The following is a 14,355-nucleotide window of genomic DNA, read 5'->3' on the forward strand; positions in this document are numbered from 1 at the left end:
CTGCTATTTCTTTTTCTCCGCCTCGTCAGCCATTCTCTTCTCGTGGGCCTCGCGGATCTGGTCCATTTCCTTCCAGTGGGCGTCCCAGTCCTTCCTCCTGATGAAGTGCAGAGCGAAACTCCCGAGGACGATGCAGACCCCGAAGAAGAACTGCATCACCTTGAACCCTTCGGCGACTCCGTAGACCATGCAGCCGACCCCGACCATGCCGAGCAGGAAAGGTGCGCTGAAAATGAGGCTTCCCAGGGATTGCTTCTCTGCCATCTGATTTCCTCCGTAAAGGTTTTACGCAGTGCGGCTCGTGATCTCGATCAGGTGGTAGCCGAACTGGGTCCGCACCGGGCCGAGCACCTTGCCCACCTCGCCGGTGAAGACGACCTTGTCGAATTCCTCCACCATCTGGCCGGGGCCGAACTCGCCCAGGAGTCCACCCTGGTTGCCGGACGGGCAGAGGGAGTGTTCCCTTGCGACCTCGGCGAAGTCGGCACCCGCCTCGATCTTTTCCTTGAGTGCGAGGCACTCGGCCTCGGTTTCCACCAGTATGTGACGCGCTTTAGCTCTTGCCATGGTAAGTCTCCTTATGCGTAGCGAACCAGTTCGGACATGTCGCGCACGGCGCGGTCGAGACCGACCAGGATGGCGCGCGACATGATGGAGTGGCCGATGTTGAATTCCTCGATGCCGCCGATCGCGGCGACCTTTTTCACGTTGGTGTAGTTGAGGCCGTGCCCGGCGTTGACGCCGAGGTCGAGCTTGCGCGCGAGCTTCACGGCATTCTCGATCTTGATCAGCTCCTGCTCCTCTTCCTTCCAGGTGGGGGCATCGGCGAAGGAACCGGTGTGGATCTCGATGTAATCGGCGCCGATCTTGTTGGCGACCTTGATCTGGTCCGGATCGGGATCGATGAAGAGGCTCACGATGATCCCCCCTGCCTGCAGCTTCTCGATGGCTACCTTGAGCGCCTCCTGGTGGATCCGGACGTCGAGTCCCCCCTCGGTGGTCAGCTCGGCCCGCTTCTCCGGCACCAGGGTGCAGCACTCCGGCTTCACCGCGAGAGCGATGGCGATCATCTCGTCGGTAGCCGCCATCTCCAGGTTCAGCTTGGTCTGCACGGTTTGGCGCATGATCTTGAGATCACGGTCCTGGATATGCCTTCTGTCCTCGCGCAGGTGGATGGTGATGCCGTCGGCGCCGGCGAGTTCCGCTATGGCCGCGGCCGCGACCGGATCGGGCTCGCTCCCCCCTCTTGCCTGCCTCAGAGTCGCCACATGATCGACGTTGACGCCCAGTTTAGCCACGGTTCTCTCCTCCCAGGGCCGACGCCGCGGTTTCGGCGATCTCGTTGGCCCAGTTGCGAATTTTGGTTTCGTCGTCCCCTTCGAGCATGATGCGCAAAAGCGGTTCGGTGCCGGACCAGCGGATCAGCACCCTCCCCTCCCCTTTCAGCCTACCCTCTACATCGTTGATAAGGGTCGCGATCTCGGGGACCTGCATCACGTCGGTCTTCTGCGAAAGGCGCACGTTCACGAGCACCTGCGGCAGGGAGTGCATGACGAGGGCGAGCTCGGAGAGGCGCTTCTGGCGGCGCTGCATGATGGCAAGCACCTGCAGTGCCGAGAGGATGCCGTCGCCGGTCGTGTTGTGGTCGAGGAAGATCATGTGGCCGGACTGCTCGCCGCCCAGGTTGTAGCCCCCCTTCAGCATCTCTTCCACGACGTAGCGGTCGCCGACGGCGGTCTTGATCACCTCGCCCCCGGCGCGCTTCATGGCGATATCGAGGCCCATGTTGCTCATCACGGTGGCGACCAGGGTGTTCTTGTTCAGGGTCCCCTGCCGGATCATCTCGGTCCCGCAGATGGCCATGATCTTGTCGCCGTCCACGACGTTGCCGTACTCGTCGACGAAGATGACGCGGTCCGCGTCGCCGTCGAGCGCGATACCGAGGTCGGCGCCGTGCTGCTTCACCGCCTCGCTCATCACCTCAGGGTGCAGCGAGCCGCAGTCCGCGTTTATGTTGGTGCCGTTGGGCTTAACGCCGATCGTTATCACCTCGGCGCCCAGCTCCTCGAACACCGCCGGGGCGACCTTGTAGGCTGCGCCGTTGGCGCAGTCGAGCACGATCTTCAGGCCGGAAAGGTCGAGATCCTTCGGGAAGGTGCTCTTCAGGAAGACGACGAAGCGCCCCTGGGCGTCGTCGATGCGGTATGCCTTGCCGACCTCTTTGGCGGTCGGGCGCAGGGAGTCGATGCGCTTCGAGAAGATCAGGTCCTCGATCATCAGCTCGGTCTCGTCCGGGAGCTTGAAGCCGTCGCGCGAGAAAAACTTGATGCCGTTGTCCTCGAACGGGTTGTGGGAGGCGGAGATCACGACCCCCGCGTCGGCACGCATCGAGGAGGTGATGTTGGCGATGCCCGGCGTCGGAAGCGGGCCGACCAGCAGGACATCGACGCCCATGGAGCAGATGCCGGCCATGAGCGCGCTCTCGAGCATGTAGCCGGAAAGACGGGTGTCCTTGCCGATGACGATGCGGTGGCGTTTCTTGCCGTTTTTGAATATGTAGGCGGCGGCGCGGCCGATCTGCATCGCCATCTCCGCCGTCATCGGGTAGACGTTGGCCACGCCGCGGACCCCGTCGGTACCGAAAAGTTTCTTCATTCTCTTCACCTCGTAAAAATAGTCAGTCTGAAACAGCCTTATTTCTGGTCCCTGCTGGTAAGGGCGATGGTTACCGCCGCCGGTGCGACGTGAACCACCTTGATCTCCGGATCGAGATCGAAAAGACCGTCCTTCAGCGAGATCTGCTGCTGCCCGGCAGTGGCACCGGTCAAATCGATCCTGCAACGGGTCTGGTGAAACGGCAGCAGGAACAGTAGAATCCGCGGCCCGGAGACGACGACCTCCGCCTCGGCGGGCGCCCCCCCGTCGAGCTGCAACCCCGGCGGCATGCGATCGAGTCCTACGGGAACGACAAGCACCATCTCCCCGGGGCGCTCCAGGATCACGCTGAGCCAGATCAGAACGGCCAGAAGCACGGAAAGCGCCTTGACCCCCTTCAGCCATTCACGGCCTCTTGCGTGCATGGTCGTCATTTGAGCCACCTCGGTTCGACGAGCCTTCTAAGCGTTTTGCCCAGGGACGGCATGTCTACTACGTCGGTCTTCTTGCCCCCCACCACCACCGAGGCGGTCCCGGTTTCCTCTGACACCACGACGACCAGGGCGTCGACCAGCTCGGAGAGGCCGATGGCGGCGCGGTGCCTGGTCCCGAGCGCTTTGTTCACCTCGAGGTTCTGGGTGAGCGGCAGAAAGCACCCTGCCTTCGTCAGCTTGCCGTGCTGGATGATCACGGCGCCGTCGTGGATCGGCGAATACGGCAGGAAGATCGAGGAGATCAGTTCGCTCGTCACCTTGGCGTCGATGTCGGTGCCGACGGCAAGGTAGCTGTCCACCGAGATGGCCCGCTCGATGACGATGAGCGCCCCGATCTTCTTCTGCGCAAGCCCCGCGACGGCGAAGACGAGCTCGTCGATGACGTCGGACATCTCGACGTCCTTCTCGGTGCGGCTTCTGGTCAGCGTGGCGAAGGCCCTGCGGATGTCGGTCTGGAAGATGACCGCTAGCCCCACCACGGAGGAAGCGAGGATCAGGTCGATGATGAGCCGAACGGTCTGCAGGGAGAAAAAGCGCGCCAGGAGATGAAGGGCCACGAGTGCCGAAAGGATGGCTAGGATGCGCAGCGCGAGCACCCCTTTGAGGAGTCGCGCCAGCCTGGAGACGATCAGTATCGCGAGCGACAGGTCCAGGAGGTCCCGCAGTACACCTATATTTTGCAGGAATGAATTCATCCGCACCGGTCGGGAAGCAGCGCTTCCGGTTTGTCGGGCCTGCGGGTTACATGAGCGCCCGCGTCATGACGGCGACATCCCTCATGGCTGCCACGTCATGCACCCGTATGATGGCGGCTCCGTGCGCGATCGACATGACGACCGCGGCTGCCGTGCCGAAAATCCTCTCTACTCCGTCCCTTCCCGTGACCGCCCCGATGAACGATTTTCGGGAAGGACCTACCAGGATGGGACAGCCAAGCGGCCGGAATTCCTCCAGCCGTTTGATCAGCTCCAGGTTCCCCTGAACGCTCTTGCCGAAGCCGAGCCCCGGGTCGACGACGATGCGCCCATCGGCCACCCCGGCGCGCCGGGCAACTTCTATGGAGCCTTTCAGGTACTCCTTCACGTCGGCGATCAGATCGTCGTAGTTCGTGTCCTTCTGCATGGTGTCGGGCATGCCGCGGGTGTGCATGACCACCACTCCCGCGCCGGACTCGGCCGCAACCGCAGCCATCTCCGGATCGAACATGAGCCCGGTGACGTCGTTGACTATCTCGGCCCCGGCGACACAGGCGGCTCTCGCGACCCCCGCCTTGTAGGTGTCGATGGAGATGGGAACGGAGATGTTGCCTCTGAGCCCCTCTATAACGGGAAGCACCCGGTCCAGTTCCTCCTGCAGGCTTACCGCAGGGGCATCGGGCCGGGTGCTTTCGCCGCCGATATCGATGATGTCGACCCCCTCCCGTTCCATCTCGCGGGCCCGCTCCACGGCCCTCTCAACGGAGAAGAAGCGCCCCCCGTCCGAGAAGGAGTCCGGAGTCACGTTCAGGATGCCCATGATCTGCGGACGCTCCAGGGACAGGGTGCGTCGGGAAAGTTCCCACTTCTGAGTCTGCATCGTTACTCGGTCACGGCAGGCTCGGAGGAGATCTCCTTGCCTTCGATGATGCGGTCGACTTCCTCGCCGGTCAGGTTTTCCTTCTCGATGAGTGCGTGCGAGATGCGGTGCAGGGCGTCGAGGTTGCTCCTGAGCAGGTCCTGAACACGTGCGTAGTTCTGCTCGACGATGAGCCTGATCTCGTGGTCGATCTCGATGGCGGTCGCCTCGGAGTAGTTCTTCTGGTGCGCCATGTCGCGCCCGAGGAAGATCTGCTCGTCCTTCTTGCCGAAGGAAACCGGACCCAGTTTTTCGCTCATGCCCCACTCGCAGACCATCTTGCGTGCGATGTCGGTGGCGCGCTCGATGTCGTTCCCCGCACCGGTGGTCATGGAGTTGAAGATGATCTCCTCTGCTACGCGGCCGCCAAGGAGCACGGCGATGCGGTCAAGCAGCGACTCGCGGGAGTAGCTGTGCTTGTCCTCGATCGGGAGCTGCATGGTCACGCCGAGAGCGCGGCCACGCGGGATGATGGAGACCTTGTGCACCGGGTCGGCGCCCGGGATGAGTTTCGCGATGAGGGTGTGACCCGCCTCGTGGTATGCGGTGTTCTTCTTCTCCTCGTCGGAGATGACCATGGAGCGGCGCTCGACACCCATGAGGACCTTGTCCTTCGCGTCGTCGAAGTCGATCATCTCGACCATGCTCTTTTCCTTGCGTGCGGCAAGGAGTGCGGCCTCGTTGACCACGTTGGAGAGGTCCGCGCCGGAGAAGCCCGGGGTACCGCGGGCCACGACGCCGAGGTCGACGTCCGGGGCGAGCGGGGTCTTCTTGCAATGCACCTTGAGGATCATCTCGCGCCCCTTCACGTCGGGACGCGGCACCACGACCTGGCGGTCGAAGCGGCCCGGACGAAGGAGCGCCGGGTCGAGGACGTCGGGACGGTTGGTGGCGGCGATGAGGATGACCCCTTCGTTGGACTCGAAGCCGTCCATCTCGACCAGGAGCTGGTTCAGGGTCTGCTCGCGCTCGTCGTGACCGCCGCCCAAGCCGGCGCCGCGGTGACGGCCGACTGCGTCGATCTCGTCGATGAAGATGATGCAGGGTGCACTCTTCTTCCCTTGCACGAAGAGGTCGCGAACGCGCGAGGCGCCGACGCCGACGAACATCTCCACGAAGTCGGAACCGGAAATGGAGAAGAAGGGAACGCCCGCCTCACCCGCGATGGCGCGGGCCAGAAGCGTCTTGCCGGTGCCCGGAGGGCCCATGAGCAGGACGCCTTTCGGGATGCGGCCGCCGAGCTTGGTGAATTTCTTCGGGTCCTTCAGGAAGGAGATGATCTCCTCGAGTTCCTCCTTGGCCTCCTCGATGCCTGCCACGTCCTCGAAGGTGACGCGCCCCTGCGCCTCGGTGAGAAGCTTCGCGCGGCTCTTGCCGAAGGCCATCGCCTTGCCGCCGCCCCCCTGCATCTGGCGCATGAAGAAGATCCAGACCGCTACGAGGAAGATGATCGGGAACCAGGAGATGAGCAGCGAGAACCAGGAGAAGTGCTCCTCCTCCGGGCGGGCCGACACGGCGATCTTTTTCTCGATCAGCAGGTCGGTAAGCTTCGCGTCGGCCGGCTTGAAGGTCCTGAACTCCTTGCCGTCGGCGAACTTGCCTAAGACCTCATCCCCCTGGATGACGACGCTCGCCACCGGACGGTTCACGTTCTTCACCTTGCCGGTTTCCACGGCCTCGATGAAGTCGCTGTAGTCGAGTTTTTCCTGGGTCGGCTTCGGCTTGTTGAACAGGTTGAACAACAGGATCATCATCAAGCTGATAACGAGCCAGAGCGCCAAGTTTTTATAGAATTGATTCAAGTTTCCTCCCGATTAATCGGTGTGCCGCAACTCCGTGTACTATCAGTGTTTGCCGTTGATACATAGCACGGGCTGCGAGGTTGAAGTTCGTCTTATGCCAAGCATTTATGAGAAAGAAAGAAAAAGCATTCAAATGAGTAAAAAGGATTACCATAAAGGGTGCAGGTTGACAAGAGCTTTAAGGTGTAATTTCAAGAATTTCCAAACGTAAAACCGCGCCAGCTGTAGGTTTTACCCGTCCTTTCTCGGCAAGCCTCACCCCGGCCACCCAGATGACGTCCCCATCGCTGAAAACAAGCGGTACTCTGCTGCGCTCGTGCGGCGGGAGTTTTTTGTTGATGAAGAGTTCCTTCACCTTCTGCGAGCCGTTCAGACCCAGTGGAGTGAAGCGATCCCCAGCGGCGAAAGGTCTCACAAGCCAGGGAAACGGTGCCGCTTCCGCCGACACGTAGGCGATCTTCTCGGAGCCGGTAACGAGGTCGGCAGGCCGTGGCACCCGCTGCACGTTGAGCGTCATGCCGTTCGGCAAGGGGTAGCTCCCCTCTCCGGAAATCGTCACCTCCCAGTTCTGCTCGGTGGGCTTCGCGACGCAAGTGAAGCGGAGTTCGTCGTAACTGCGCTCCACGCGAAGCTCGTCCGGGAGGTTCAAGCTCGCGTTGGGGCGACTGGAGACTACGAGGCGGTCGATCGCGTCGAGGTGCGTCAGGGCGATGCGCATGAGGTCGCCGCGCAGTTCGCGCAGCACGTGTCGGTACAGGCGCAAACGCAGGCCGCGGCGCTCGCCGAGGAGGGATGCGATCCCCAGGCGGACACTTTCATCCTCACTGCGGGCGAGCCGCTTGAAGGTCGCGTCGGTCAACTGCTCGAGGAGTTCCTCGTCCGAGGCGAGGATCTCCGCGGTTGCGGCGAGCCGCTCGGTCACCTTGGGGTTGTACTTTTTAAGCAGTGGGATGAGCTCGTGGCGGATGCTGTTGCGCAGGATCGCGGTGTCCGCGTTAGTCGAGTCGGTGCGCCAGCTTAGGTCACGCTCTCTCAAGTAACGCTCCAGTTCCGCGCGGGTCACCTTAAGGAGCGGCCGTTTCAGCATGTTGCCGCCCACCGCAGACATGGCGCTCAGCCCGGCGCCCCCGGAGCCGCGCAGAAGTCGGATCAGCACCGTCTCGGCCTGATCGTCCATGTGATGGGCGAGAGCGATGCTGGTCGCGCCGTGACGGCGGGCGACCTCGCGGAAAAAGGCGTAGCGCGCCTGACGTCCGGCATCTTCCAGGGAAAGCCCTTCCGCAGCGGCGAACGAGGCGACATCGACCCGGATCGAGAGGAAAGGGATATGGTAGCGGGCTGCTAGGTCTGCGACGAAGCGTTCGTCTTCGTTGGATTCCGCGCCTCTTAGGCAGTGGTTCAGGTGGGCGACGATGAGTTTCAGGCGTTCAGTATCGAGCCGGGTGAGGATATCGAGTAGCGCCACCGAGTCGGCGCCACCCGAGACCGCAACCACCACGGTTTCGCCGGTGGAGAAGAGGTTTTGGTTGCGGACTTTGGCGAGTAGGTCTTTCAAACGGCATGGGCTCCGTGAGTGTTGAATAGCGAGAGCGATGAGGAGGTCGGCTGGGCAGGCCGCAGGCCGGGTGAGGGCAAAGCCAGTTGCTGCACTGTCTCTTCGTGGCGACGCCCTCACCCCGCCCCTCTCCCGGAGGGAGAGGGAGGATGTGCGAGTGAACAGGTTTTCAACTTAGAACTTAGAACGTAGAACTTAGAACGTAGAACGTAGAACGGCCTCTAGTCCTTAAGGGTGCACTCTTTCTCCCAGGCGAGATACCCGTCCCCGACTATGTCCCAGAAGCTCTCGATGCGTCCGGCGTAGTAGTCGAGTTCCGCGCACTCAGCCTCGATGGCCTGGAGGAACTTGAGCGAGATCAACTGGTGCCCGTACATGAAACGGTAGAACTCGCGGACCCCCGCCAGGTAACCCTCGATCTCGGAGATGAGCGGCTCCATGGTGTTGACGATGTACCAGTTGCCCGCGAACTGGCGCACGATCCCCGCACGTTCGTCGAAGATGCTGCGCTGTTTGATGGAGACGACGAAATCGCGGGTGAAGTAATCGGCGGCACCGGCCAGTGCCGTCGCCTGCTCCGGCGACATGCCCGTCAGCTGGATCTCCTCGTAGAAGCGGTGCAGCAGGTCGCTGACCAGTTTGTCGACCCGTACCTCGTCCTCGAGGGTGGTCGGAACGTAATCCCTTTTATCGACCTTCAGTACGTCAAATGCCTCTTCGCAAAGTTCTGCCATGTGCTCCTCTTTTCCTAAAAATGTTCAACGTTCTACGTTCAACGTTCGCCACGGCTTTCCTTGTCCGCCCCTTCATCTTGGCGGCAGTCGAATCGTACTGTGCCACGAGACAGGATCTTGTAGAACGTAGAACGTTGAACGTTGAACGGCCGTTAGCCTCTCCTTCTCGGGTCGAGCGCGTCGCGGATACCCTCCCCTACCAGGTTGTAGGAGAGCACGGTCACCAGGATGGCGAGTCCCGGGAAAAGGGAAAGCCACCAGGCAAATTCTATGTAGTCCTTGCCGGAGGTCAGGATGTTCCCCCAGCTCGGCGTCGGCGGCTGCACCCCGATGCCTAGAAAGGAGAGCGCCGACTCGGTGAGTATGGCGCCGGCAACGCCGAGCGTCGCCGAAACCAAAACCGGCGAAAGCGCGTTGGGCAGGACATGGCGGAAGATGATGCGCAGATCCGACGCCCCGAGCACCCGGGCGGCCAGGATGAAGTCGCGGCTCTTAAGCGAGAGAACCTCGGCACGCACCAGACGCGCCACCCCCATCCATCCGGTAAGTCCGATGATCACCATGATGTACCAGATGGAGGGCTCCAGCATGGCGATGACGGCAAGGATCAGGAAGAAGGTCGGGAAGCAGAGCATGATGTCGACAAGGCGCATCAGCACGGAGTCGATCCAACCGCCGTAGAACCCGGCGAAAAGCCCCACCACGGTGCCGACCACTACGGCGATGCCGACCGCGACGAAACCCACCTTCAGGGATACGCGTGCGCCGTAGACTACGCGGGTGAAGACGTCACGCCCGAGTTCATCGGTGCCGAACCAGTGTGCCGTCGATGGGGGCAGCAGCACGTGCCATGCGTCGATGGTGTCCGGGCTGTAAGGCGTAACGAGGGCCGCCGCCAAAGACAGCAGGAACAAAACCGCGATGATGATAAGTCCCGCAGTGGCGAAACGGTTGGTCGTGAAACGCTCCCAGAACTCCCTGGCCGGGCTGCTCACCTTGTTTGCACTCATCCCCTACCCCTTTCCGTGCCTGATCCTGGGATCGGCGAGGGCGTAGCTCACGTCGGCCAGGAGGTTGCCGATCAGGGTGAGGCAGGCGCCGATGACCAGGATCCCCATGACGAGGGGATAGTCGCGCGCCATGACGCCCTGGTAGAAGAGCTGCCCCATTCCCGGGATGGAGAAGATGGTCTCGAAGATGACGCTGCCGCCGATCAGGGCGGGTAGCGAAAAGCCGAGCAGGGTGATCACCGGGAGCAGCGCGTTTTTGAGGGCGTGCCGGTAGATGACCACGCGCTCCTTCACCCCTTTGGCGCGGGCGGTGGTGATGTAGTCCTGCGAGAGCACCTCGATCATGGTGGAGCGCATGTAGCGCGACAAGCCGGCAAGGCTCCCGAAGGTGGCGATGGCGATGGGGAGCACCAGGTGTTTCGCGAGATCGAGGACGCGCCCGAAAAAGGGTAGCTGCTCGCTGCCGAGCGAATGTATGCCCGAGATCGGGAGCCAGGAGAGTTTCACCCCGAAGAAGTACATGCACAAAAGGGCCAGCCAGAAGGTCGGCACGGCGAAACCGACGAAGACGAAGAACGAGATGGCGCGATCGAGCAGCGTGTCGCGGTGCACCGCCGCCAGGATGCCGATGGGAAGCGCTAGGCCGAATTCGAGGATCAGCGCGATCACGTTGAGCGAGATGGTGATCGGGATCCTTTCCTTGATCTTGTCGAGCACCGGGCGGTTGTCCGGCGCGAAGGAGCGGCCGAAGTCGAGCCGGGAGAGGTTACCTAGCCACTTGGCGTACTGCACGTGCAGCGGCTTGTCGAGTCCGTAGAACTCGCGCAGCCTCGCCCGCGACTGGGCCGAGACCTTCGGGCTCATCGCCGTCTGCATCTCCACCGGTTCGCCCGGTGCGAGATGAATCACCGTGAAGGTGATCAGCGTGATCCCGAGAAGCAGCGGGATCAGCATCAGAATTCTTTTTATCAGGTAGTTGGCCATAATCGCCTATTCCACGTACCACTTGATGAAGTTGTGCATGATCCCCGCAGGAGCGGGCTCGATCCCCTTGATCCTGGAGGAGACCACCGGCAGGGCGTCCGGGACGTACAGGAACGTGTAGGGCTGGTCCTTCGCGAGGATCTCCTGGATCCGGTAGTAGCAGTCGCGCCGCTTCTCCATGTCGAAGGTACCCCTCCCCTCCACGATGAGCCGGTCAAGCTCCGGGTTCTTGTAGTTGATGAAGTTGAGTTCCTTCGGGCCGGTCTTCGAGGAGTGCCAGACGTCGAACAGGTCCGGGTCCTGGGAGATGGTCCACCCGAGGAGCACCGCCTCGAACTTCCCCTTGTCGATGAAGTTGGTGAGAAACGACGCCCATTCCACCACCCGGATCTTCACGTCGATGCCGACCTTCTTCAGGCGCATCTGGATGATCTGGGCCGCCTTCAGACGCTGGTCGTTTCCCTGGTTGGTCAGGATGGTGAAGCTGAGCGGTTTGCCGTCCTTCGCCAGGATGCCGTCCGCCCCCATGACGTATCCAGCCTCACGCAAGAGGGCCTGGGCGCGCGCCGGGTCGTACGCGGGGTCGTTTTCCACCTTCGCCTTGTAGGCCCAGGTCCCGGGCTTGTAGGGGCCGTGGGCGATCTGCCCCATCCCGAGCAGCACCCCCTGGATGATCTCTTCCTTGTTGATGGCGCAGGTGATCGCCCGGCGCACCCTCGCGTCCTGGAACATGGGGAGGCGCAGGTTATACCCGAGGTAGGTGTAGGCGGAGGCCGGGTAGCGGTACTTGTTGAAGCGCGCCAGGAACTCCTTCGTGTTGGTCTGGCGCTGGTACTGCACCGGGGAGAGCCCCATCATGTCGACCCCGCCGGCCTTCAGCTCCATGTACATGGTGGAGCTGTCGGGGATGATGCGGTAGACGTAGCGGGAAAGGCGCGGCTTCCCCTCCCAGTAATTCGGGTTCGCCTCGAGGATCAGGCGCTGTCCGGGGATCCACTCCTTGAAGGTATAGGGGCCGGTGCCGATCGGGCTGCGCGCGAGCGGACTCTTGGTGATGTCCTTACCCTCCAGCAGATGGGCGGGGAGGATGTTCATCCCCCAGGAGGCGAGAGCCGGCGCGAAAGGCTTCGCGTAGCGGACCTTGAAGGTGTAGTCGTCAGGCGCCTCGGCACTCTGCACCTGCTTGAAATCCTCGGCGTACGCGGTCGGGGTCTTGGGATCGACGGTGACGCGGTAGGTGTAGAGCACGTCGCGCGAGGTGAAATCCTTGCCGTCGTGCCACTTGACGCCGCGGCGCAGGTGGAAGGTGATCTGCAGGCCGTCCGGGGAGACTTCCCAGGACTCGGCAAGGTCACCCTCGAGCTTCAGGTTCTTGTCGTAACGGACCAGGCCGTTGTAGACGAGCCCGGCGATGTCGCTCGACGAGGTATCGGTAGCGAGGGTCGGGATGAGGGTCGAAGGCTCCCCTATGCTCCCGGTGACGAAGGAGGAACCATTGGCGCCGGGTCCGCGGCTCCCGGCCCGGTCCGCGGGCGCACCCTGGCTGCAGGCGGTCAGCGTCAGAAGGACGAGGAGGAGAAGGCGACGCAGCGGGATCATTTCTCGCCGGCTTCCTGTCGGCAGTGCTTGATCTTCTCGGCGAGCTCGGCGCTTTGCTCCGGCTCCATCTTCTGCAGCTTCTTGTAGAGCGGCAGCGCCTTCTTGTAGGCCCGGACGGCGCAGTAAGCATCGGCCAGGTGCCCCATGACGATGGCGTCGCCGTCGGAAAGTTCGACCGCACGCTCGAGTTGGGTAACCGCGTCGTTGTAGCGCTTGAGCTTGAAGTAGGTCCACCCGAGGCTGTCCAGAATGAACCCGTCGTCCGGTTTCAGTTCGACCGCCTTTTTAAGGTAGGTAAGCGCCTCGTCCAGGTTCACCCCCATCTCCGCGTAGGTGTACCCGAGGTAGTTGAGCGCCTGCGCGTCGTTCGGGGTCGCGGCGATGACCTTCTTCATCATGTCGACGGAGAGTTCCTTCTGTCCCAGCTTGTCGTACATGATGCCCAGCCGGAACAGGACGCGCGGGTCCGCCTGGAGCTTCGCGTCCATCGACTTCAGGGTGTTGATGCCGAGCTGGTACTGCTCCATAGACTCGTAAAAACCGGCCAGGTGCAGGTAGGCTTCGATGCGGGAAGGCTGCTTCGCGATCTCCTCAAGCAAAAGGGTGACCCCTTTTTCCGGATGCCCCTTCTCCTTGTACAGGTAGGCCAGGTGCCCCAGAGAGTCCAGGTAATAGGCGGAGTCCCGCGGGATCATCTGGAACTGCTCGATGGCCTGATCTACGTCCTCTTTCTCCTCGAAGGCACTGGCGAGATAGAAACGGACCTGCTGCGCGTCCGGCTCGGCCTTTAAGATATCCTGGAAGACCTTGATGGCCTCGTCGTAGCGCTCAAGCTCGAGCAGCAAAAGCCCTATCTTGCGGGAGTTTTCCAGTGAACGCCCACCCTTTTGCTGCAACAGGGCGAGGGCCTCGTCCAGGCGCTTTTGCTGGATGTAAAGCTGCACGAGGTGCTGGATCACGTTGGCGTTGTTCGGGTTTATCTCGAGAAGGTCCTTGTAGCTGTCGATGGCGTCAGGGATGAGTCCCTGGGTCTCCTGGGAGATCCCCATCTCGATCAGGGCCTGCTCGAAGTCGGGCTTTATCTCGATGGCCTTCTTGTAATAGGTGAGCGCCTCCTTCGGCAGACGCATCTGCTCGTAGGTCTTGGCGAGGTAGTAGTAACCAAGCGCCGAGTCGGGCGAAGCCTTCACCAGTGCCTTCAGCGTGTCCACCGCCTGCTCGTACTCGAAGCTCTTCAGGTAGTAGATGGCGACGTGCAGGTAGACGTCTTCCTTGGAAGGATCGAGCTCGATCACCTTCTTGTAGTGCTGGACCGCCTCTTTTTCGCGCTGCAGCGTCATCAGGATGTTGCCGCAAAGAAGCTGTGCCGGCACGGACGACGGGTCGATGGCGATGGCGGCCTGGCATTCCACGAGCGCTTCTTCCGGACGGTTTTGCTGGAGGTAGATCTGGGCCGATGTGTGATGCAGGAACGCGGAGCCAGGATCGGCCGCTATCCCCTCGCGCAATAAGACCTGCGCGGCGTCCAGGTCACCTTCGGCCGCCCGCAGCCTCGCGAGAGCGAACAGGTACATGGTCTTCCCGCCCCCCGGGGGCGGAGCCGGCGCGGTGATGGCGCCCAGATCGGCGAGCGGATTCGAAACCGGAGCTTGCTCCGTGGCGCAGGCGTTGATCAACAGGGGTAGAAAAAGGAGCGGCAGACACTTCTTGGTCATGGGGTACCTGTGGCTTCGGTAGATTTGGGGCAAAAACCTAAAAAACGCGGCACCCTCTCTGGATACAGTATCCGTGGGTGGCGCGGTTAATTACCATGAAAGCTAGCATAAATAGGTAGCAGCGTCAAACAACATTTAGCTGCATTTTAGGAGGTTGCGCCGCAAATGCGGTATGGTACTATTCTCAAATGAA

At 61.8% G+C, this 14,355-nt stretch carries 14 protein-coding genes; all 14 read right to left on the reverse strand.

Going from position 1 to position 14,355, the window contains the following annotated elements:
- Positions 1 to 3 precede the first annotated feature (3 nt).
- Positions 4 to 264, reverse strand: coding sequence for a hypothetical protein (locus tag D6Z24_RS06245; protein ID WP_129125708.1), 261 nt, complete (start codon positions 262 to 264; stop codon positions 4 to 6).
- Positions 265 to 285: 21 nt separating this feature from the next.
- A complete protein-coding gene (locus tag D6Z24_RS06250) occupies positions 286 to 567 on the reverse strand; it encodes a peptidylprolyl isomerase (protein ID WP_129125709.1) in 282 nt (93 codons plus the stop codon).
- Positions 568 to 578: 11 nt separating this feature from the next.
- The gene (locus tag D6Z24_RS06255) at positions 579 to 1,298 is read right to left on the reverse strand and encodes a pyridoxine 5'-phosphate synthase (protein WP_129125710.1); all 720 of its coding nucleotides are present in this window, start codon (positions 1,296 to 1,298) and stop codon (positions 579 to 581) included.
- Positions 1,291 to 2,655, reverse strand: a complete 1,365-nt coding sequence (gene glmM / locus D6Z24_RS06260) for a phosphoglucosamine mutase (protein ID WP_129125711.1) — start codon at positions 2,653 to 2,655, stop codon at positions 1,291 to 1,293. The genes D6Z24_RS06255 and glmM overlap by 8 nt, the downstream gene beginning before the upstream one ends.
- 38 nt (positions 2,656 to 2,693) lie before the next feature.
- Positions 2,694 to 3,089, reverse strand: a complete 396-nt coding sequence (locus tag D6Z24_RS06265; protein WP_246014586.1) for a YbbR-like domain-containing protein — start codon at positions 3,087 to 3,089, stop codon at positions 2,694 to 2,696.
- Complete coding sequence (gene cdaA / locus D6Z24_RS06270) at positions 3,086 to 3,844, reverse strand: diadenylate cyclase CdaA (RefSeq protein WP_129125712.1); 759 nt, start codon at positions 3,842 to 3,844, stop codon at positions 3,086 to 3,088. Before cdaA ends, D6Z24_RS06265 begins: the two co-directional genes overlap by 4 nt.
- A 46-nt stretch (positions 3,845 to 3,890) precedes the next feature.
- The gene (gene folP, locus D6Z24_RS06275) at positions 3,891 to 4,724 is read right to left on the reverse strand and encodes a dihydropteroate synthase (RefSeq protein WP_129125713.1); all 834 of its coding nucleotides are present in this window, start codon (positions 4,722 to 4,724) and stop codon (positions 3,891 to 3,893) included.
- 2 nt (positions 4,725 to 4,726) lie between these two features.
- Positions 4,727 to 6,565, reverse strand: coding sequence for an ATP-dependent zinc metalloprotease FtsH (gene ftsH, locus D6Z24_RS06280; RefSeq protein ID WP_129125714.1), 1,839 nt, complete (start codon positions 6,563 to 6,565; stop codon positions 4,727 to 4,729).
- Positions 6,566 to 6,743: 178 nt separating this feature from the next.
- Entirely contained in the window at positions 6,744 to 8,120 is a 1,377-nt protein-coding gene (gene tilS, locus D6Z24_RS06285) for a tRNA lysidine(34) synthetase TilS (protein ID WP_129125715.1), read from the reverse strand.
- A 221-nt stretch (positions 8,121 to 8,341) separates the two neighbouring features.
- Positions 8,342 to 8,854 carry a hypothetical protein gene (locus D6Z24_RS06290; protein ID WP_129125716.1) on the reverse strand — a complete coding sequence of 171 codons (513 nt, stop codon included), beginning with the start codon at positions 8,852 to 8,854 and terminating at the stop codon, positions 8,342 to 8,344.
- Between the two features lie 152 nt (positions 8,855 to 9,006).
- Positions 9,007 to 9,864, reverse strand: a complete 858-nt coding sequence (gene opp4C, locus D6Z24_RS06295) for an oligopeptide ABC transporter permease (protein ID WP_129125717.1) — start codon at positions 9,862 to 9,864, stop codon at positions 9,007 to 9,009.
- 3 nt (positions 9,865 to 9,867) lie between these two features.
- The gene (locus tag D6Z24_RS06300) at positions 9,868 to 10,848 is read right to left on the reverse strand and encodes an ABC transporter permease (RefSeq protein ID WP_129125718.1); all 981 of its coding nucleotides are present in this window, start codon (positions 10,846 to 10,848) and stop codon (positions 9,868 to 9,870) included.
- Between the two features lie 6 nt (positions 10,849 to 10,854).
- Entirely contained in the window at positions 10,855 to 12,447 is a 1,593-nt protein-coding gene (locus D6Z24_RS06305) for a peptide-binding protein (protein WP_129125719.1), read from the reverse strand.
- Positions 12,444 to 14,162: a tetratricopeptide repeat protein gene (locus D6Z24_RS06310; protein WP_129125720.1), complete on the reverse strand. Its 1,719-nt coding sequence runs from the start codon at positions 14,160 to 14,162 to the stop codon at positions 12,444 to 12,446. The genes D6Z24_RS06305 and D6Z24_RS06310 overlap by 4 nt, the downstream gene beginning before the upstream one ends.
- Positions 14,163 to 14,355 lie beyond the last annotated feature (193 nt).

The sequence above is a fragment of the Geomonas oryzae genome (assembly GCF_004117875.1).
Taxonomy (GTDB): domain Bacteria; phylum Desulfobacterota; class Desulfuromonadia; order Geobacterales; family Geobacteraceae; genus Geomonas; species Geomonas oryzae.